The organism is Sphingobium terrigena (genome assembly GCF_003591655.1).
Lineage (GTDB): Bacteria > Pseudomonadota > Alphaproteobacteria > Sphingomonadales > Sphingomonadaceae > Sphingobium > Sphingobium terrigena.
Map to the genome: position 1 here is coordinate 1 of NZ_QVRA01000037.1, position 20,048 is coordinate 20,048.

Consider the following 20,048-nt stretch of genomic DNA (forward strand, 5'->3'; position numbering starts at 1 on the left):
GCTTGCCCAGACAGTGCGGTTCCATCTTTGCCCACTGGGCGTCGGTCAATACAAAACGTTCCATCCGGAGTGTGAATCACATCTCACTCCAAATGGGAATCCTAAATCCCCACAAGCCTTAGAGCGCGTTGCTGCGGTAAGCTATTTACCGCCCAAGCGCAGCGTATGTCGTCTTCCCTGGCATTCTTTTCTGGAGCGGATTTTCTGGAATGTCCCCATGCTCGCTCATATGCTACCAAGCTCGTACTTTCTGGAAGCAAGTCTTTGCTTGAAATGCCGGTTCTATATTGTCATGCTTATAATGCGGGCAGACCGACCGAGAAAGTTGGTTTGTAAATGGATGAGACTGAAGAGCAGTTTTTGCGACTGCGCACCGTTATTGCGAAGACGGGCAAACCAAAGGCCTCGATCTATCGCGACATCCATCTGGGCACCTTTCCAGCCCCAGAGAAGATTGGAGCCAGAGCGGTTGCCTGGCGCCTATCCAGAATATTGCGCTGGATGGAGGCACCTACCGCCTACCAAGACGACTGAAACCACTCCAACGCCCCGACATTGGGCTTTGCCGGCGTCGCCTTCTCAATGGCGATCGCCGCTGAAACCTGTTCGGCCTTGTCGAGATAGTCGGCCCACCATTCGAGCATCTGCCGACGGTGGGACAGGTACCGTGCCGCGTTGTAGACGGCGCGAACACCGCCGGGTACATGCGCCAGCTGCAGCTCGATCCAATCCGCCTTGAACAGGCCGGTTTCATTCAGCACGGTGCTGGCGATCGAACGGAACCCATGCACAGTCGCCTTGTCGCCAACCCCTAGCCGCTGAAGCAGGACCAACATGCGGTTCGAACTGATCGTGTCGCCCTGGTTACCGATCACCGGGAACAGATATCGCCCGAACCGCTCATTGCCATATTGGCCGTAGACGTTGAGTTCCTTGATCTCACGAAGCAACGCAACCGCCTGCGGCGGCAATGGCACGAGATGCTCGACCCGCATCTTCATGCGTTCAGCCGGAATTCGCCACAGCGGTTCAGGGTCGCCTAAGCCTTCGAATTCACTCCATTGCGCATGCCGCGTTTCCGTGGTTCGTACCATAGTGAGGATCGTCCATCGCAAGGCAAGATGGCTGAGCCTGGAACCCGTATCGGCGTTCAGCGCCGCATAAAAGCGTGGTAATTCCTTGATGGGTATTTTCGATCGGTGTGTGACCGGGGCGCGCTTGCGCATAACAGTGCCCAGATCACGGCAGGGATCCGTAAGAACCCGACCATCAGGAATGCCGAACCGGAAGATTTCACTACAATAGGCCCGCACCCGATGCGTCATCTCGAAGGCGCCGCGATCTTCTATGGTCTTGAGCGCGTCGAGCATGTCCCGGGGCAGGATCGAGCGGACCGACAGCTTGCCGATGGTCGGAAAGATATCGGCTTCAAGGCGACGCTCGATCACGCCGGCATAGCGGTCAGACCATCCCGGTCGTTTGGCGATCACCCATTCCTGGGCCAGTTGGCGGAACGTCGTCCGCTCGGCCTGATCCTCATGCTTTTTCTGCCGCTTGATGTCCGCAGGGTCGTTTCCGGCAGAGAGAACCGCTTTCATCTCCTCGCGCCAGACCCGTGCACGGTCGATGCTCATCGCTGGATAGTCACCGCCGGTGATGCTCTTCTGCTTGTGCGCAAAGCGATAGGAGAGGCGCCACTCGCGTCGACCGCCGGGCAGGACGCAGATATTGAGGCCGCCGCCATCGGCTTTCTTGATCGGGTGCGTGGCGGGAAGAATGGATTGGATAAGGCTATCGGTCAGCACGGATCAGTCTCCTGGACGCCGCGCGCGAGACTTGAATCCTAACTTTGCACCAACAAATTTACCAACAAATCTCATGGTAACCACCTGGGCGGTTAGGCTCCCGTCGGAGCCCATGCTGCATGAGATAACAGCCTGAAAACAGGCTATTTTTCGAGTCCCATTTGGGACTTTGTTGGTCTTTTTGGACCTTGTTTTGGTTGCGGGAGCTCGCAACCATCTTAATTTGCATATTTATGAGCACGGTTCGGCCAACAAACACGGGGCAGCAACGGTGGCCAGATTTCTAGATTATCTCGATTTTGCGCCTTCGTTGTACCAAACAGCGGCTTGATCCAGCCATCGCCTGTCCGAAATTTGCGGACAGTTCTGACAGAACAATTCAACATACCTATTATTATCAACTTTTTGCTGTGTAAGCGCCGGATAGACATGAAACCCCGCTGCTTATTAGAGATCATTCGACGTGAGTGGAGCCGACGATCTCGCCGTTGTCGATGAAGATCGACGGATTTTGGGTATGCTGACCGAAAAATACGTTCGCAAACGCTATGCTGACGAGATCGATCGTTCGCAGCGCGACCTTTATGGCGAAAACTGACTGCCTGTCGATGTCGCGCTGGCGATCAGGTCTTCAGCCAGAAGCGGAGAATCATCGATACCGCACCGAGCGCAACAACGCTGCCGGTCCAGATCAGCGCCATCCATCCCAGCCGCTTCCAAAAGGGCGTATACTTCATCAGTGATAGCCGTGCGTACCAACTTTGCCACGAAAGACCCAATAGGCCCATCCAGTATAGGCAAGGATGACCGGCATGATGATCGCGGTCCCCACCAACATGAATATCTGGCTCCGCTCGGGCGCGGCGGCATCCCATATGGTGATGCTGTCGGGCACGATGTAAGGAAACAGGCTGATGCCAAGTCCTGCAAATCCCAACGCGAACAGGGCCAGCGCAAGCAGGAACGGTGCAGCGGTGGCCCCGCCGCGCAGTTTGCGGAAAAACAGGAAAGCGACGATCCCGGTAAGCAGCGGCACTTGCGCCGTCGCCAGCACGCCGGGCATGTCGAACCAGCGCTTCCAATATTCGAACTGCAGGAACGGGGTGGCGGCACTGACCGCCGCCATCGCGACCAGCGTGCCTGCCCCCGCCCACAGCGCCAGCCGGCGGGCATGCGCCTCTGCGCTACCTTCGACTTTCCAGATCAGCCAGGCAGCGCCGAGCAGCGCGTAGCCGATGACCACCCCAGCCCCGGTCAACAGGCTGAACGGGGTCAACCAGTCGAGCCAGCCACCGGCATAGGCCTGGTTTTCGACTTGAACGCCTTGGAGGATCGCGCCCAGCGTCACGCCCTGCGCAAAGGCGGCTATGAACGAGCCCAGGCTGAACGCAATGTCCCATAGCGCACGGTGCCGTGGGTCGCGCCAGCGGAATTCAAAGGCCACGCCACGAAAAACCAGCCCCAATAGCATCGCGATAATAAGTGGGTACGTCGCGGTCAGGACGACACCATAGGCGAGCGGGAAGGCAGCGAATAGCCCGCCGCCGCCCAGCACCAGCCATGTCTCGTTGCCGTCCCACACTGGCGCGATCGAATTCATCGCCTGATCGCGCTCCTCCCCAACTTTGAAGCTCGCGAACAGGATGCCGATGCCTAGGTCGAACCCGTCCATGACAACGTACATGAATACGGCGAAGGCGATGATGAAAGCCCAGACGACCGTCAAATCGACGTTGATGCCCATTTTGTTTACTCCGCCCCAGTCGCGATGGCCGGTGCAGGCGTAATACCCGCAGTGCGTACCGGCATATGCTCAGGCTCCGACTCATGCGGCCCGGCCGGCTTATGCATCAGATGCAGGATGTACCATGCGCCCGCACCGAAGACTGCGAAATACACGATGACGAACGCGATCAGCGAGGCGGCAACCGCAGGCGCGGCGAGAGGCGACGCGCTTTGGGCCGTGAGCATGTGGCCATAAACGGTATAGGGTTGGCGCCCCACCTCCGTCGTGATCCACCCGGCAATCACTGCCACGAAGCCTGACGGCCCCATCAGCACGGCGGCGCGATGCAGCCACGACCAGTCGTAGAGACGTTTACGCATCCGCGCGACCAGGCTCCACAGACCAAGGCCCAGCATGGCAAAGCCGATGCCGACCATCACCCGGAAAGACCAGAAGATGACCGGCACGGGAGGCTCACGGTCATCGGGAATCGTATCGAGGCCGGCGAGCGGTGCGTTCAGATCATGCTTCAGGATCAGCGACGATGCCTTGGGAACCTCCACGGCATAATCGATGCGTTTCTCCGCGCTGTTGGGAATGCCGAACAGGATCAGCGGCGCACCGTCCGGGTGGCTCTCGTAATGCCCCTCCATGGCCATGACCTTGGCGGGCTGATGCTCCAGTGTGTTGAGGCCGTGCATGTCGCCAGCGAAAATCTGAATCGGCGCGACGATCGCAGCCATCCACATCGCCATGCTGAACATCTTCCGCGCATGCAGGTTCGCGCGGTCGCGCAGCAGATGCCAGGCGCCCACCGCACCGACTACAAAGGCAGTGGTCAGATAGGCGGCTATCACCGTATGGACGAGCCGGTAGGGGAAGCTGGGGTTGAAGATGATCGCCAGCCAGGATTCCCCTGGCAGGAAACGGCCATCGGGTGACATCTCGAAGCCGGTCGGCGTCTGCATCCAGCTGTTCACCGACAGGATCCAGAAGGCCGAAATGAACGTGCCGAGCGCCACCATGCAGGTAGCGGCGAAATGCAGGCCTTTGCCCACCTTGGACATGCCGAACAGCATTACGCCGAGAAAGCCGGCCTCCAGGAAGAAGGCGGTGAGCACTTCATAGGCCATCAGCGGCCCGATCACCGGCCCTGCCTTTGTCGAGAAAACCGACCAGTTCGTGCCGAACTGATAAGACATGACGATGCCCGATACGACGCCCATGGCGAAAGCGATGGCAAAGATCTTCACCCAGTAGCGGAACAGGTCGAGATAGATGTCCCGTCCGGTTTTCAGCCACAGTCCTTCCAGGACCATCAGATAGCTGGCAAGGCCGATTGAAAATGCCGGAAAAATGAAGTGGAAGCTGACCGTGAACCCGAACTGGATTCGGGCGAGCAGCAGAGCATCGAGGCCGTCGAACATCTTTAGTCTTCCGGTAAAGCTGCGCGCTGTGCGCGCCGCCAGCGATTGAATGTCTTTTCCGATATACCGATTTGCCGGCAACTGGCGCAAACGCCCTGACCGGAGGCGATCAAGGCGGCAATCGCCTGACAGCGGCGTTCCTTGTCGGGGATCGTGGTCACAGGGCCGCCGCGCTCTTCCAGAGCATATAGGCCGCGACGACGAAGATCAGCACCGCAAACACGGTTGTCAGCGTGCCAGTGCCAGATAGCCGCTTGGCGGCGATTGTGCCGATGAACCCGCCAGCGATGCCACCAGTGATGAACACGCCAGCCAGCACCCAGTCGATCAGCCCGGAAAATGCGTAGTTGGCGGCTGTCGTCAGGCCGAACGCCGTTACCGCGACGAGACTGGTTCCGACCGCGTTAATGATCGGCATGCTGGTCGATGCAACGAGGCCGGGGACGATCAGGAAACCGCCACCGATGCCGAAGAAGCCCGAGAAGATGCCGGTGCCCAGACCATAGCCCAGAACTTTGGGCGCATTCTCACGATTACATTGGGCACCCGGGATGCCCAGCGCTTTGCGCCCGCGCAGCATCAGTATGCCGACGACGATCATCACCAGGGCGAACAGGAACAGCAGCTTCTGCCCGTCGAACGCCTTGCCGACCGTCGACCCGCCCAGCGCGCCAAGGACGCCTGCCGCGGCATACATGCCGCCGCAGCGCCATTTGACCGTATGCTCGCGTGCATGGCTGGCCAGCCCCGTCGCGGCGTTGACGGCGACCGCCAGCGCCGACGTGCCAATCGCGACATGCGGACTGGAGACACCGACCAGATAGACCATCAGCGGCACGGCGAGGATCGAGCCGCCGCCCCCAACCAGTCCCAGCGAGAAGCCGACCAGCGAGCCTGACAGGAGGCCCAACACATATTGCAGGGGTTCGAGCATGGTGATCACGCCGCCTGACGCGCGCGTTCGATTGGTTGCGGCTTTACCAGCCACTCATGACCCTTGAGCATGCCGTTCCAATAAATCCACGGCAGCGCCTCGGACTTGAGCAGCCAGGACAGCCTCGCAGGCTGCGTTCCATCGATCAGCCATTTTGGGAAGCTGGGCAGGAGCTTGCCACCATAGCCGAACTCGGCGAGCACGATCTTGCCCTTCTCGACGGTCAGCGGGCAGGAGCCGTAGCCGTCATAACCGGCAACCGGCTCTCCCCCCTTAAGTACCGACAGCAGATTGACCGCCACGATCGGCGCCTGTTTGCGCGCCGCGGCGGCGGTCTTGGCATTGGGCGTGGAGCCACCATCGCCAAGACCGAAGATATTGGGATAACGGACGTGCTGCAACGTCACCTGATCGACCTCGACATAGCCTGCCTTGTCCGCCAGCAGACTGTCCGCAACGACACGCGGCGCGATCTGGGGCGGGGTCACATGGATCATGTCGAACGCGCGCGTCACTTCGCCCGTCTTTTCGCGGAAGGTCGCGGTCTTTGCCGCGCCGTCGACCGCGATCAGGGTGGATTCGAAATTGAGGTCGATGCCGTACCGCTCGACATAGCCCATCAGCGCGGGGACATAGTCCTTCACGCCGAACAGCACGCCGCCCGCATTGTGGAAGGCAACATCAATGTTGTTCAGGACGCCGCGTTCCAGCCAGTTGTCGCACGACAGGTACATCGCCTTCTGAGGGGCGCCGGCGCATTTGATGGGCATCGGCGGCTGGGTGAACAGCGCAACGCCTTCCCGCAGATTGCGTACCAGCTCCCAGGTATAGGGCGCTGTGTCGTAGCGATAATTGGACGTAACGCCGTTCTGGCCCAGCGTTGCCGCCAGCCCGTCGATCGCGTCCCAGTCCAGCACGTTGCCCGGCGCGACAACCAACGCGCGATAGCCAATCGCGCGGCCATTGGCTGTCGTCACCTGATCCTGTTCGGGCTGAAAGCTTTGCGCGGCTTCCCTGATCCAGGTGGCACCCTTGGGCATCACCGACGCCATCGAATGGCAGGTTGATTTCGGTTCGAACACACCTGCACCGACCATCGTCCAGCCAGGCTGGTAATAATGTTCGGTACGCGGTTCGATGATCGCCACCGAAAGCTTGGGATCCCGCTTGAGGATCGATGCCGCCGTCGCGATGCCGCCTGCACCCCCGCCGACAATGACAACGTCATAGCGGGCGGCGGGGCGATCGGCCGCGGGGCCATCCGGGCCGCTGGCCCCTGTGGCCTCGATCCGATCGCGCAATTGCGACAGGTCATAGCCAGCCGCATTTGCCGCGCCCAGGATGGCTGCGGTCGGGCGCGATCCAGCCTGGGACAATGCCCAAAGCGTCGTGGCACGGGTGCCGGTCCTGCAGAAAGCGAGAGTGGGGCCATCGGCAGATGCCAGCGCATCGCCAAAGGCCATAACCGATGCGTCGTCGAAATTGCCACCGCTGATGGGAATATGGCGATAGGCAATGTCGAGCGCGTCAGCCTTTGCCTTCAGGTCGGCTGAGAGAGGTTGGCCGGGCTCTTCGCCATCAGGCCGGTTGTTGATGATCAGACGGACGCCAGCAGATGCGGCCTGGTCAATGTCTTCCGGGGTAATCTGGCTACAAACGAGCAGCTTTTCGTCGAGTTTATGGGGATTCATCGAACCTCTCCTTTCTTAAGTTCAGGCGTGGACCGGCGTTCGTGGTCCCGACGGGCGATCAAGCGCCCAGACGATCGCGAAGCCGACCGCCATCGCAGCCGTAAAAACGGCGGCTGCCGGAGGGTTGATGGCAAATGCGGCCAGTGCCGGGCCTGGACAAAGGCCGCCGAGCCCCCATCCGATGCCGAACAAGGCAGAGCCGCCGACCAGGCGCGGCGTGATTGGATCGGTGTCGGGCAGATGAAAGTCGGCATCGGCAACAGGCGCCGCCATCCGTCGCTGGATCAGCCAGGCGATTGCCATCGGGATCATCGCGCCGCCCATGACGAAGGCAAGGGTGGGATCCCAGGCACCGAACAGGTCAAGGAAGCTGCGGACCCGCACGGGGTCCAGCATGCCCGACACGGCGAGCCCCGCGCCGAACAACAGGCCGGAGGCAAGGCCGATCACGCCGCGCATTACCAGCCACCTCCAACGGCATTGACGATTGCCACAGTCGCAAAGCCCGTCGCCATGAAGGTGAATGTCGCAACGATGGATCGCCTGGACAGGCGCGACATGCCGCATACGCCGTGACCGGACGTGCAGCCCGACCCGAGCCGCGTGCCAATACCGACGACGAGCCCTGCGACCGCGAGCGTTGCCATGCTCATGGGGAAGCGTGACAGGATCGGTCCCGCCGCCCATGCGACAAGTGCCGCGCCGAGAGGCAGGCCGATAATGAATGCCAGCGCGAGCGTGCGCGGTGCGCCGCCGCCCAGCCCGATCGCCCGCGCCGCCATGCCGCTGACGCCGGCGATGCGGCCCGCACCCAGCAGCATGATGGCAGCCGCCACGCCGATCATCAGGCCACCGATCAGCCCCTGCCCCGGCATCGCATAATCAGGCATCACAGCACGTCCAGCGGAAGCTTGAGGTAGCGCGTGCCATTCTCTTCTGGCTCGGGCAGATGCCCGCCACGCATATTCACCTGAATCGAGGGGAGGATGAGCCGTGGCATCCCCAGCGTCGCGTCACGACGAGTGCGCATCTCGACAAATTCATCCTCGCCCACGCCTTCATGGACGTGAACATTGGAATCGCGTTCCTGGCCGATCGTGGTTTCCCACACAAAGTCGTCGCGGCCCGGCGCTTTGTAATCATGGCACAGGAAAGTGCGCGTCTCGCGCGGCAAGTCCATCAGGCGGCGGATGGAGCGATAAAGCATTCGCGCATCGCCGCCGGGGAAATCCGCACGGGCGGTGCCATAGTCCGGCATGAACAGCGTGTCGCCCGTGAACACCGCGTCGCCGATGACATAGGCCAGGTCGGCGGGCGTATGCCCCGGCACGTGCAACGCGACCGCAGGAATCGAACCGATCAAGAACCTGTCGCCGTCATCAAAGAGATGGTCGAACTGCGACCCGTCACGCTCAAACTGGGTATCTTCGTTGAAGATCTTGCCGAACACGCTCTGGACTGTCGTGATTGCGCGACCGATCGCGAGCTTGCCGCCGAGCTGTTCCTGAAGGAACGGCGCGGCAGACAGATGATCTGCGTGAGCATGGGTTTCCAGCAGCCATTCGACTTTCAATCCTTCGGCCCGGACATAGTCGATGATCGCCTGCGCAGAGCCGTGGTCCGTCCGGCCGGATGCCGGGTCGAAATCCATCACACTGTCGATAATAGCTGCGGCGCGAGTCACTGGATCATACACCACATAGCTTGCCGTGAATGTCGGCTCGTCAAAGAACGAGCGCACAACCGGCACAGGTACTTCGCCGGCGCGGGTGTCCGTTACAATCTGCGTTGCGAGCATGAGCGGCTCATCAGGGTGGTGCATCTCGACTCTCCAAACTTTCTCACTTACACGGTTCAAATAATCGAGTATTATGGTTGCGTCAACCGACGAGATTGATGACAATGTCGATCAGCATGAATGAAAGGTTCGATTTGGCTCCTGAACTCCCCTCCTGTTCCGCGTTGCGCCTTGGCGAGGAAGCGCCGGATTTCACCGCCCGCTCGACCCGTGGCCCGGTGTCACTTTCGGATTTCCGAGGGCGCTGGCTTGCGCTCTTTTCGCACCCGGCGGATTTCACGCCGGTCTGCACCAGCGAGTTTGTGTCGATCGCGCGCGCGCATGACCGGTTTGCGGCGTTGGGGTGCGAACTGATGGCACTGTCGGTCGACAGCCTGTTTTCCCACCTCGCCTGGATCCGCGCGATCCGCGATCGGTTCGATGTCGTCGTGGACTTCCCGATCATCGAAGATCCGACGCTGGAGATCGCGCGCGCCTATGGCATGGTCGGCCCAAACGCGATGGATGCCAGCGCGGTGCGGACGACCTATTTCCTCGATCCGGACGGGATATTGCGGGCCTCGACCTGCTATCCAGCCAGCGTCGGTCGATCCGTGGAGGAGATGCTGCGCCTCGTTGCCGCGCTTCAACGTGTCCATGATGGATCGGCTCTGGCACCGGAAGGCTGGATGCCAGGCAGTGATCTGCTCGCGGTCCCGAGCCATGACGTCGCCGACGTGCTGGCCGCTCCTGCCGGCACCGACTGGTTCTACACGCCGATCAAGGATCAGGCATGATGGCGGATATTGCGACGCTTGATCTCGAGGCCGCGGCGGATCTGCTTCGGGCGCTTGCACATCCGGTGCGGCTCTCCCTGCTGCGCACCCTCATAGATGGCGAGCGCTCGGTCGGCGAGATCGAACACTTAGCCAATGTGGTGCAGCCCGGCCTCAGCCAACAGCTCGGTGTTCTGCGAAAGGCCGACCTTGTGCACACACGACGCGAGGCAAAGCTGGTTTTCTATCGCATCAACCAGGCCCGTATCGCTGAAGTCAGCGCCTTGCTTGATGCCTATGCGGGGACGGTAGCCATATCCCGTGCAGACGCGGTCGCGGCCCGACTGCAGGCCGGCGGCGGCGCGGCCATGTTCGCTCGGATCGCGCCACGTAAATGATGCTGCGAGGCTGTAGAGCCTCGCAGCATCAAACTCTCAGTCCACCAATACGGTGCGCAGATAAGGGCGATGCTCGGTCCAGCCCTGGGGGAAGAGGGCGCGTGCCTCGTCATCCTTGATCGAGGGAGGAATGATCACTTCCTTACCCTTCTGCCAGTCTGCCGGAGTTGCGATACGCTTGGCGTCGCCGAGTTGAAGCGCATCGATAACCCGCAATATCTCGTCGAAGTTACGTCCCACGCTCATCGGGTAGGTCATTGTCAGCCGAATCTTCTTTTTTGGATCGATGATGAAGACCGATCGCACCGCTGCGGTCGCGCTCTGATCGGGGTGGATCATGTCATACATCTTGGCGATCGACAGATCCGCGTCAGCGACGATGGGGAAAGTCAGGTTGGTGTTCTGGGTGTCGTTGACATCCTCGATCCATTTGCGGTGCTCGTCGGCAGTGTCGGTCGACAGGCCGAGCGGTTTGACGTTGCGGGCCTCGAACTGATCGGCAAGCTGGGCTGTGCGGCCCATCTCGGTCGTGCAGACCGGCGTGAAATCGGCCGGGTGGCTGAAGAAGAAGACCCAGGAGTCGCCAGCCCATTCATGCAGGCTGATGGGGCCGTTCTGGGTGTCGACGGTGAAATCGGGTGCGGTGTCGCCAATGTGCAGGGTCATGTCGGGTCCTTTCAGGATTGCGATAACAGACACCTACCGCAAGATACCGAAAGCAACCAGCACAATATATAACTTTCTGTGATCGTGTATATGAATGATGCGCATCATATGAGTTCAGTGCTTGAGCTTTCTGGGCCATTGGCCCCAAGCCATGGTCTCGCAAGCGTTCGACGCAGAGCGTCAATCGCCGAGATAGGCAGTTTACGCCGGTTGGCGCCGAATTTCGCTGGAACACCTTGGGCAGTAATGAAAGCGGCGGTGTAGCGAGCAGATTCCTCAATCGGAGCGCCGTCGATATATAGTCGGTCAATACGGCGGCCTTTATCGTTCTCCGCCTTGAAGACGAGCCGCACGCCGCGCATCCTTTTAATGTAGCCGCCCATCTGCTCATACGGATCCGACGCAAAGGTTCGCTCGAGATTTTCCTCCAGCATTTCGCGGATTTCCGAGCCGGTAACGTCGACAACCGAAACAGGCGGGTCCACCGGCACCATGTTCCAAAGGTCGTTCATCGTGATCGGTCCAGGCGCGATCGGTGCGCCGTAGCGCCAGCCATTGGAAAATGCGATCGGCGTTCCCGCTGCCTCGGCAACGGCTTCGAGCAACAGGTCGTCCATCGGGCTGTTGAGCATCGCATACCGATGCAGGGCGACGTCCGTGTGCCCGACGACCTCGCTCATCGACTGCCTTTCGCTTGCGAGAGCCGCGGCGACAGCATCCGCCAGGCCCGGATCGCTCGCGACGCTGTCATCGACAGGTATCAGGCGATGGCGCCAGCCCTTAATGCCATTTTCCGAAACATCCAGATCGAGCCGCCCGATATAGGAGCCATGACAGCCAGACTGGAAAATGATCGCCCCATTGACGACGACGGCGTTTTCCATGCGGTTATGGGTGTGACCGCTGACGATCACGTCAATTCCGGCCACGTCCTTGGCCAGTTGCACATCCTGCGGAAAACCGAGGTGGGACAGGACCACAATCAGATCGGCATCCTGCCGCAGCCGCGCAATATGGCCGGGCAGTTCGGCATTGCCCGTGACAAAGCGAAGCCCCTTGCTGAAAGATGGCGGCATCGTCTTGTCCACAATCGGGCAGGCGAGGCCGACAATGCCTACCCGCACCCCGTTGCGTTCGATGATGGTCGAGGGCGGTATAAACAGTTCGCTACTGTCTTCGCAAAAGATATTCGCGGCGAGCATAGGGTGGGCCAGCTCGCTCGATATCTCAGCCACACGTTCCGGGCCATAGGCGAACTCCCAGTGTAGCGTCATCGCGTCGAAGCCCAGCGCGTTGATCAGTGGCACCATCGCCCGTGCCCGATCCTGCACGGCAAAATGGGTGCCGTGGAACGTGTCGCCATTATCCAGCGCGATCACTCCGCCGGGATTTTCCTGCCGTGCCTGATCGAACAGAGTCTTGATTCGCGCAAGTCCACCCATCTGCGCGAACTGGAAATCGCCATGCGCATCGCGCCGCAGTTCGGAATGGGGCTCCACATAGCCGTGCAAATCGTTAAGTTGCAGAATGGTAAGGTTTGTCATGGCAGCTCAAAGCCCTTCCGCGATCAGCGCTGCGGCATCCAGTCCCCATGCGGGCACTTTGCCATCTGCGGCAAAAAACATGTCGCGATATCGCATTTTCAGGAAATAGGGCACGCGTCCCATCTTCAGTGTTTGGCGGTCACCGCCGAACCAGCTGTTGGAATGTATCCAGAACGCCTTACCATCGCCCATATCGCCGATGCACAGCACCTCGGGCTTCAGCGGAACGTCAGCCTTTTCCGCGTCCGCGGTGCCGAAAATCTTGCCAAGTTGAAGCCCGATGATGTCTGATTGCTGATGTCCGATGGCGCCCAATTTTGGCACCGTAACAGCGGCGCAATCGCCACAGGCGAACACTTCGGGGTGGTCAGGGTTGCGCATCAGCAGGTCGGTTTTGATGAACCCTTCGGAATCGCTGACAAGCAGGCCTTTGACAAAGTCGTGCGGCACCCAGTCGGGGAAAATGATCTTCACCTCTGCCGGCAGGGTGCGGCCATCGGCAAACTCGATGGCGTCGGCCGTCAGTCGCGTGATGTCCTGCGTGTTGTTCCAGTAGTTGAAGCCCATCTTGGTCGCGAGTGTCAGGAGTTGTTTGACGACATCCTCGCCTGCGTCTTCCGCGATCATGGGGGCTGGCGTAAAGACAGTGACGTTTTCGGGGCCGCCAAGTTTCCGATCGTTCAGCCAGGTCGCCATCGACATCATGACCTCGACGGGAGGCCCTTCACAGGCGGCAAGCGCCCGCGGGATCGATCCGCCGGGATAGGGTTCCAGACCGTCAGCTCCGTCCCCTTGGTGGAACCTTGCCGATCCGATCGCGATCGGGCCGCCTGCGTAGCGGGTGTTGAGGTAGCGGCGCAGCTTTTCCCCATGATACAGGTCGCTGACAGTGTGGCCATGCTCGGCGAAACCCTCGGTCCGATCATAGGCAAGCCGGGCACCAAGTGCGAAGATGACATAATCATAATGTTCGACATGATCTTCGGCGCCACCCCGTTCTGCGGGCCTGAAGGTTACATTGCGCGCTGCAATGTCGACAGCAGTGACTTCCCCATGGATAAAATCGATGTCATCCTTTGCCAGAATGGGCACCAGATCCATCCGCTGGTGCAGCGCTGGGTTGCGATCTTCGAACACGTCAGCCGCGATGTTGGGAATGAACAGCAGATAGCTTTTGCGATCGATTACGGTGATGCGCGCCTTGTCCCCCACATGTTGTCGCAATCTTTGCGCGCAGGCCAGCCCCGCAAAATTTCCGCCAAGAATGAGGATATGGGGGCGACCATCATAGTGTGGCATAGTAATCTCCTTGGCCGTCGCGGGCAGCAAAACGGAAGTAAAACGAACATTCGCGCGCGCGTTCCAACTTGGCAGGATAGCGACGCACCTTAAGGCATCCTTACCACTTGGCGATGCGGATGGATGCGTGCGGCTTGGCAGCGAAATTACCGCCCTCGCATAAGCCTGCCTTAAGCTGGCCCGGCTTTTGACCTTCCGGACGGGAGGTCCACCATCATGATCAATTCATCACGGCGCGGCGAACGATGATCGCGCTGGTACGCACGGCACTGACAAAACCGCTCACGTTCATCGTGATGGCCATAATGATTTTCGGCATCGGAGTGCTGTCTATCCTGCGCATGCCGGTGGATATTTTTCCGCGCATCGGGGTGCCAGTCATCGCCACAGCCTGGACCTATACGGGTCTGTCCCCGCAGGACATGGCCGGGCGCATCGTCACGCCGTACGAACGGGTGTTGACCAGCGCGGTCAACGATATTCAGCGGATCGAAAGCCAGTCCCTGAACGGGGTGGCGGTGGTGAAGATCTATTTCCAGCCGGGCGTGGATATCCGCACCGCCACGGCGCAGGTCACGTCCATTTCGCAAACCGTGCTGCGCCAGTTGCCGCCCGGCATCACCCCGCCGATGATCGTCAATTACGATGCTTCCACCGTGCCGATCCTGCAACTGGCCCTGTCCGGAGAGGGGTTGAGCGAACAGCAGCTGTTCGATCTGGGCCTGAACCAGATCAGACCGCAAATGGTCACCGTGCCCGGCGTTGCCATGCCGTTTCCATCGGGCGGGAAGCAGCGGCAGATGCAGATCGACGTCGATCCCGCAGCGCTGCAGGCGCGCGGGCTTTCGGCGCAGGACGTCGCGGAGGCGCTGGCCGCGCAGACACAGATCAGCCCGGTCGGCTTCGCCAAGATGGGCGATATGCAATATAATATCCGCCTGAACAATGCCCCTGCATCGGTCGATCAACTGAACAATCTGCCGGTGAAGGTGGTGGATGGCGCCACCATTTTGATGCGAGATATCGCACAGGTCCGCGACGGGTCCGCCCCTCAGATCAATGTTGTTCATGTTGATGGTCAGCGATCCGCACTGATGACCGTGTTGAAAAGCGGCAGCGCATCCACTCTCGCCATCGTGGACGGGATCAAGGAGCGCCTGCCGCTGGTGCTGGCTGGCCTGCCCGGCACATTGAAAGTGACAGCCATCGGCGATCAGTCAGAACTGGTGAAGGCGGCGGTATCTTCCGTGGTGATGGAAGGCGCGCTGGCTGCCCTGCTGACCTCGTTGATGATCCTGCTGTTCCTTGGATCATGGCGATCGACAATCATCATCGTCACTGCCATTCCTCTTGCGATCCTGGGTTCCATTGCCGGTTTGGGCGCAGTGGGCCACACACTGAACCTCATGACGCTGAGCGGGCTGGTGCTGGCGATCGGCATTCTGGTGGACGATGCCACTGTCACGATCGAAAACATCAACTGGCATCTGGAACAAGGCAAGAGCGTGATCGCTGCCATCCTGGATGGTGCGGCACAGATCGTGAAACCTGCGCTGGTCGCGCTGCTGAGCATCTGCATCGTTTTCGTGCCGATGTTCTTTCTGCCCGGCATTGCGGGCTTCCTGTTCGTGCCGCTGGCGCTGGCGGTGATATTCGCCTTGCTCACGTCCTTCGTGCTCGCCCGCACGCTGGTGCCGACCATGGCGATGTTCCTGCTGCGCCCGCATGATGAAGGAGCAAAGACCCGCCCGACGCGCAATATATTCGTTCGTTTTCAGCGCGGGTTTGACCAGCGGTTCGAACGGATGCGTGCCCGTTATGGCCAGTTGCTGCGCCGCGTGTTGGATGTTCGCCGCGGCTTTGCCATGGTCTTTCTAGGCGTCATGCTTCTGTCGTTGGCACTAGTGCCGCTGCTGGGGCGCGACTTTTTCCCGGCGGTAGATTCCGGCCAGATCGCCCTGCACGTGCGGACGCCTGCCGGCACGCGGATCGAACAAAGCTCCGCGACTTTCGCGCAGGTGCAGCGGCAGATTCGCCGCGTGATCCCCGATGCGGAAATCGAAACAGTGGTCGACAACATCGGCATCTCGCTGGCGCCGCTGAATAATATCTATGCCAACTCCGGCACGGTCGGGACCAATGAAGGAGATATCCTGATTACCTTGGCGGAAGTGCACGGCGATACCGATGGCTATGTCCGTGCGCTGCGACATCAACTGCCACTCAGCTTCCCTGGTGTGGATTTCGCCTTCCTGCCTGCGGACATGACCAGCCAGATCCTGAACTTTGGATCGCCTGCCCCCATCGATGTCCAGATACGTGGGCGCAACATCCCGGAAAATCAGCAATATGCGCAAAAGCTGCTGAAGCGCCTGCGGCAGATCCCGGGGCTGGCCGATGCGCGCATTCAGCAATCGACCCGCTATCCGCAGTTGAATATCGATGTCGACCGGGCACGCATCGCGCAATATGGCCTCAGCCAGCGTGATGTGACGTCCAGCCTAGCCACGGCGCTCGCCGGTACGGCGCAAAGCTCGCCCGTATTCTATCTCAACCCGGAAAACGGCGTGTCCTATCCTGTCGTGGCGCAGTTGCCGGAACGGGACGTAGGCTCCGTGGCCGAACTGGCCGCACTGCCGGTGGCGGGCGGTGCCAATGCCGCATCGCAGACGTTGGGCGGTCTTGGGCAGATTACGCGCAGCAACACCCTGTCCGTCGTCAGCAAATATGACATTCAGCCGGTCATCAACATCTATGCCACCACGCAAGGGCGTGATCTGGGTGCCGTTGCGACCGACGTGAACGCCGCCATCGCCGCGCTGAGAAAGGATCTGCCGAAAGCATCCACCATCACCCTTCGCGGCCAATATGAAACGATGAACATAGCCTTCACCGGCCTCGCATTCGGCCTGATCGCGGCGATCGTGCTGATCTATCTGGTGATCGTGGTGAACTTCCAGAACTGGATCGATCCGCTTGTAATCATCGGCGCGTTGCCCGCCGCATTGGCAGGCATTGCGTGGATGCTGTTCCTGACCGGCACCACTTTATCCGTACCGGCACTGATCGGCGCGATCATGGCAATGGGCGTATCCACCGCCAATGCCATCCTCGTCGTCAGTTTCGCGCGCGAAAGGCTGGCGGAAACGGGCAATGCTGCAAAGGCCGCACTGGAAGCGGGCATGGTTCGCCTGCGCCCGGTGCTGATGACCGCGCTGGTAATGATCATCGGCATGTCGCCCATGGCGCTGGCCCTGGGCGAGGGGGCGGAACAGAACGCGCCGCTGGGCCGTGCGGTGATCGGCGGTTTGGCGTTTGCCACAATCGCCACGCTGGTGCTGGTGCCCGCCCTGTTCGCGCTGGCCCACCGCAAGGGCGCCCCGAAAACCCGCACTATCGAACTGGAACCGAGCCATGTCTGATCCCACCCCATCACGGACTTCATCGCGAAAGGGCCGCCTTTACGGTGCGGCGGCAGCTGTTGGCGTAGCGCTGCTGGTAGGTGGCGGCATCGTTGCCCGCAATGCGGACCATACCGAACAAGCGGAATTCGCCCGCGCCAATGCCTTGCCGACCGTCAATGTCGTGCACCCACAACCGGCGGAAGCAGGCGCCATTCGTCTGCCCGGCATGTTGGAACCAGATAACGAAGCCGCAATCCATGCTCGCGCCAGCGGCTATGTGGCGCAGCGACTGGTCGATATTGGCGATCATGTGCGTGCGGGGCAGGTTCTGGCCGTGCTGGACGCGCCGGAGGTGAAACAACAACTGGCACAGGCGCAAGCGGACCTGCGCACGGCAGAAGCCAACCGGGGACTGGCGCAAACTACGGCCGTACGTTGGGACGCGCTGCGGGCGAAGGACGCGGTATCGCAACAGGAAACCGATGAAAAGAGCGGGCGGCTAGCGGCTGCAACGGCCCTTGCCAGTTCGGCCCGTGCCAATGTCGAACGATTGCGCGCCACGCTCGGCTTCAGCCGCGTTGTGGCACCTTTTGCAGGCCGGGTGACCAGCCGCAACGCTGAAATCGGCGCCCTGGTGAATGCGGGCAACGGCGCGGCCAGCCCCCTGTTCACCATTGCAGATGACCGCCGACTGCGCCTGCGCGTCCGTGTGCCCCAGGCCTTGTCAGGACAGCTGACGCGGGGCGTGGTGGCCAGTCTGACCGTGCCGGAATATCCGGGCGAGAGTTTCGACGCCGTACTGGCACGCACAGCAGGTGCGGTGGACCGGGCCTCGGGCACGGTGTTGGCCGAGTTCGAGGTGAACAATGCAGGCCAGCGGCTTAAGCCGGGCGGCTACGCTGAAGTGGCCATCCCGATGGCGGCAGGAACCGCCGTAACGCTACCCGCCAGCGCGCTGATTGTCACACCGAAGGGAACGATGGTGGGGCTGGTCGATCGCGAAGGGCGCGTCACGATGCGCCTGGTTATGATCGGACGGGACGATGGCGCCAGCGTGCAGATCGCTTCCGGCCTAACGCCGCAGGCCCGCGTGATCGCCACTCCTCCAGAAGCGCTGGCACAAGGCGATCGGGTTCGCATCGTCCGCAACCGGGGGAAAGGTACTGCCAATGCGCAGAATTAACCTCGCCGCGCCCGCCCTGCTGTTGATGGCGGGCTGTTCCATGGCGCCGCCACTCAATATTCCGGCCACGCCGGTGGCGGAAAGTTACAAATATGGCGCACGGTGGCAGGATGCCGCGCCGGCGGACCGGCAGCCGCGAGGGCAATGGTGGCGTGATTTCGACGACCCTGTACTGGACGACCTGATCGCGCGGGCGGACGAGGGCAGCCCAAGCCTTGCCGCAGCAGTAGCCCGACTTGACCGCGCGCGGGCGAAGGCGCGCCTTGCGGGGTCGGATCTTGTGCCCACGCTGGATGCCCGCACGGCCATTTCGCGCGAACGGCTTTCCGCTGGACGGCCCATCGGTCCCGGCGTTCCGATAACGGCGGACCAGTATATTCTGGGTGGTGCGCTGAACTATGAAATCGACCTGTGGGGCCGGGTGCGCGACAGCGTAAGGGCTAGCGAAGCGGACGCGGGAGTCGAAGCGGCCAGTCTCGCCTCCGTCCGCCTCAGCCTTCATGGCGCGCTGGCGGATGCCTATTTCCAGTTGCGTGGACTTGACCGGGCAGGTGCCCTGCTGCGCCGCACAGTGGACGCTTACGAAGCGTCAGACGAACTGATCCGCATCCGCCATGAAGGCGGCATCGCATCGGGCGTGGATCGCAGCCGATCGCAGACGCAACTGGCCAATGCTCAGGCGCTGTTCCGGCAGATCGCCGCGCGCCGGGCAACGCTGGAAAACCGCATCGCAACACTGATTGGCATGATACCCGGGCAATTTGCCGTTGCCCCCGCCGATAGCATTGGGGCTTTGCCCACCATTGCGCCGGGCCTGCCATCCACCCTGCTCGAACGGCGACCTGACATTGCCGGAGCACAGCGGCGACTGATCGCTGCCAATGCCCGCATCGGCGTGGCGAAGGCGGCCCGGTTCCCCCGCATCGATCTGGCATTGACGGGTGGTTTTCAGGCCAGTGGTGCGCCCCTTGTCAGCGCCCCAACCGGATATTGGGCGCTGGGACCATTGTCGGCCGTGCTCAACCTGTTTGATGGCGGGCGGCAGCGGGCGCGGGTTGCCGTCAGCGAGGCGGAATACAACATCCTCGCCGCCAATTACCGCGAAACAGTGCTGAATGCCTTCCAGGAGGTAGAGGTTTCGCTGGCCAGTAACGCGGCGCTGGCGGCCGAGGAAGCCGACCGGCGGCGGGCCGCGCAGGCCGCTGCGCGCGGGGAAGAACTGGCGTTGGACCGTTATCGCGATGGCGCGGCGGACTATCTGGAAGTCGTTACCGCACAAACTGCCTCCCTGGCTGCGCAACAGGCCTTCATCACTGTGCAGACAGCGCGGCAACGGGCTGCGATCACCCTTGTTCGCGCTCTTGGCGGCGGGACGCAGGACAGGGTCGAACCGGCCGGTGGCTGATACGGATCCGGCT

19 protein-coding genes are annotated in these 20,048 nt (G+C 61.1%); 7 read left to right on the forward strand and 12 right to left on the reverse strand.

The genetic code is table 11. The features are described from left to right. Positions 1-336: 336 nt before the first annotated feature. A complete protein-coding gene (locus D0Z70_RS22195; protein WP_119750130.1) occupies positions 337-534 on the forward strand; it encodes a helix-turn-helix transcriptional regulator in 198 nt (65 codons plus the stop codon). On the opposite strand, the gene D0Z70_RS22200 is transcribed toward D0Z70_RS22195, so the two are convergent. Continuing rightward, positions 519-1,805, reverse strand: coding sequence for a tyrosine-type recombinase/integrase (locus D0Z70_RS22200; RefSeq protein WP_119750132.1), 1,287 nt, complete (start codon positions 1,803-1,805; stop codon positions 519-521). The two genes, D0Z70_RS22195 and D0Z70_RS22200, sit on opposite strands and share 16 nt — an antisense overlap. A 463-nt stretch (positions 1,806-2,268) precedes the next feature. On the opposite strand from D0Z70_RS22200, the gene D0Z70_RS25740 reads away from it, so the two are divergent. After that, positions 2,269-2,403 carry a hypothetical protein gene (locus tag D0Z70_RS25740; RefSeq protein WP_275402235.1) on the forward strand — a complete coding sequence of 45 codons (135 nt, stop codon included), beginning with the start codon at positions 2,269-2,271 and terminating at the stop codon, positions 2,401-2,403. A gap of 25 nt (positions 2,404-2,428) precedes the next feature. On the opposite strand, the gene D0Z70_RS22205 is transcribed toward D0Z70_RS25740, so the two are convergent. From D0Z70_RS22205 to D0Z70_RS22245, 8 genes are all read right to left on the reverse strand, one after another. After that, complete coding sequence (locus D0Z70_RS22205; RefSeq protein ID WP_082919883.1) at positions 2,429-2,542, reverse strand: DUF2474 domain-containing protein; 114 nt, start codon at positions 2,540-2,542, stop codon at positions 2,429-2,431. Continuing rightward, on the reverse strand, positions 2,542-3,549 hold the full coding sequence (gene cydB / locus D0Z70_RS22210) for a cytochrome d ubiquinol oxidase subunit II (protein WP_119750134.1): 1,008 nt from the start codon (positions 3,547-3,549) through the stop codon (positions 2,542-2,544). The genes D0Z70_RS22205 and cydB overlap by 1 nt, the downstream gene beginning before the upstream one ends. Before the next feature lie 5 nt (positions 3,550-3,554). Further along, positions 3,555-4,958, reverse strand: coding sequence for a cytochrome ubiquinol oxidase subunit I (locus tag D0Z70_RS22215; protein ID WP_119750136.1), 1,404 nt, complete (start codon positions 4,956-4,958; stop codon positions 3,555-3,557). A 157-nt stretch (positions 4,959-5,115) separates the two neighbouring features. Further along, positions 5,116-5,892, reverse strand: coding sequence for a sulfite exporter TauE/SafE family protein (locus D0Z70_RS22225; protein ID WP_119750181.1), 777 nt, complete (start codon positions 5,890-5,892; stop codon positions 5,116-5,118). Positions 5,893-5,897: 5 nt separating this feature from the next. Continuing rightward, a complete protein-coding gene (locus D0Z70_RS22230) occupies positions 5,898-7,583 on the reverse strand; it encodes a bifunctional protein tyrosine phosphatase family protein/NAD(P)/FAD-dependent oxidoreductase (protein WP_119750140.1) in 1,686 nt (561 codons plus the stop codon). Between the two features lie 21 nt (positions 7,584-7,604). Continuing rightward, positions 7,605-8,042: a DUF6691 family protein gene (locus D0Z70_RS22235; RefSeq protein ID WP_119750142.1), complete on the reverse strand. Its 438-nt coding sequence runs from the start codon at positions 8,040-8,042 to the stop codon at positions 7,605-7,607. Further along, positions 8,042-8,473: a YeeE/YedE family protein gene (locus D0Z70_RS22240; protein WP_119750144.1), complete on the reverse strand. Its 432-nt coding sequence runs from the start codon at positions 8,471-8,473 to the stop codon at positions 8,042-8,044. Before D0Z70_RS22240 ends, D0Z70_RS22235 begins: the two co-directional genes overlap by 1 nt. Beyond that, positions 8,473-9,381: an MBL fold metallo-hydrolase gene (locus D0Z70_RS22245; RefSeq protein WP_119750146.1), complete on the reverse strand. Its 909-nt coding sequence runs from the start codon at positions 9,379-9,381 to the stop codon at positions 8,473-8,475. The genes D0Z70_RS22240 and D0Z70_RS22245 overlap by 1 nt, the downstream gene beginning before the upstream one ends. A gap of 116 nt (positions 9,382-9,497) precedes the next feature. Here D0Z70_RS22245 and D0Z70_RS22250 point away from each other — a divergent pair, with 116 nt between their 5' ends. Then, on the forward strand, positions 9,498-10,157 hold the full coding sequence (locus D0Z70_RS22250) for a peroxiredoxin (RefSeq protein WP_220475694.1): 660 nt from the start codon (positions 9,498-9,500) through the stop codon (positions 10,155-10,157). Further along, positions 10,154-10,534, forward strand: a complete 381-nt coding sequence (locus D0Z70_RS22255; protein WP_182914079.1) for an ArsR/SmtB family transcription factor — start codon at positions 10,154-10,156, stop codon at positions 10,532-10,534. The genes D0Z70_RS22250 and D0Z70_RS22255 overlap by 4 nt, the downstream gene beginning before the upstream one ends. Positions 10,535-10,570: 36 nt before the next feature. On the opposite strand, the gene D0Z70_RS22260 is transcribed toward D0Z70_RS22255, so the two are convergent. The 3 genes from D0Z70_RS22260 to D0Z70_RS22270 all read right to left on the reverse strand — a co-directional run bounded on the left by D0Z70_RS22260 (position 10,571) and on the right by D0Z70_RS22270 (position 14,043). After that, positions 10,571-11,200, reverse strand: a complete 630-nt coding sequence (locus tag D0Z70_RS22260) for a peroxiredoxin (protein ID WP_119750153.1) — start codon at positions 11,198-11,200, stop codon at positions 10,571-10,573. Positions 11,201-11,304: 104 nt separating this feature from the next. Continuing rightward, positions 11,305-12,711 carry a bifunctional metallophosphatase/5'-nucleotidase gene (locus D0Z70_RS22265; protein ID WP_220475695.1) on the reverse strand — a complete coding sequence of 469 codons (1,407 nt, stop codon included), beginning with the start codon at positions 12,709-12,711 and terminating at the stop codon, positions 11,305-11,307. Positions 12,712-12,750: 39 nt separating this feature from the next. After that, positions 12,751-14,043: an NAD(P)/FAD-dependent oxidoreductase gene (locus tag D0Z70_RS22270; protein WP_119750157.1), complete on the reverse strand. Its 1,293-nt coding sequence runs from the start codon at positions 14,041-14,043 to the stop codon at positions 12,751-12,753. Between the two features lie 305 nt (positions 14,044-14,348). Here D0Z70_RS22270 and D0Z70_RS22275 point away from each other — a divergent pair, with 305 nt between their 5' ends. From D0Z70_RS22275 to D0Z70_RS22285, 3 genes are read left to right on the forward strand one after another with little or no spacing between them, the layout of a single operon-like run. After that, positions 14,349-17,465, forward strand: a complete 3,117-nt coding sequence (locus tag D0Z70_RS22275) for an efflux RND transporter permease subunit (protein ID WP_239019080.1) — start codon at positions 14,349-14,351, stop codon at positions 17,463-17,465. Continuing rightward, on the forward strand, positions 17,458-18,630 hold the full coding sequence (locus D0Z70_RS22280; RefSeq protein ID WP_119750161.1) for an efflux RND transporter periplasmic adaptor subunit: 1,173 nt from the start codon (positions 17,458-17,460) through the stop codon (positions 18,628-18,630). Before D0Z70_RS22275 ends, D0Z70_RS22280 begins: the two co-directional genes overlap by 8 nt. Further along, positions 18,617-20,035: an efflux transporter outer membrane subunit gene (locus D0Z70_RS22285; RefSeq protein WP_119750163.1), complete on the forward strand. Its 1,419-nt coding sequence runs from the start codon at positions 18,617-18,619 to the stop codon at positions 20,033-20,035. Before D0Z70_RS22280 ends, D0Z70_RS22285 begins: the two co-directional genes overlap by 14 nt. The last annotated feature ends 13 nt before the right edge of the window (positions 20,036-20,048 follow it).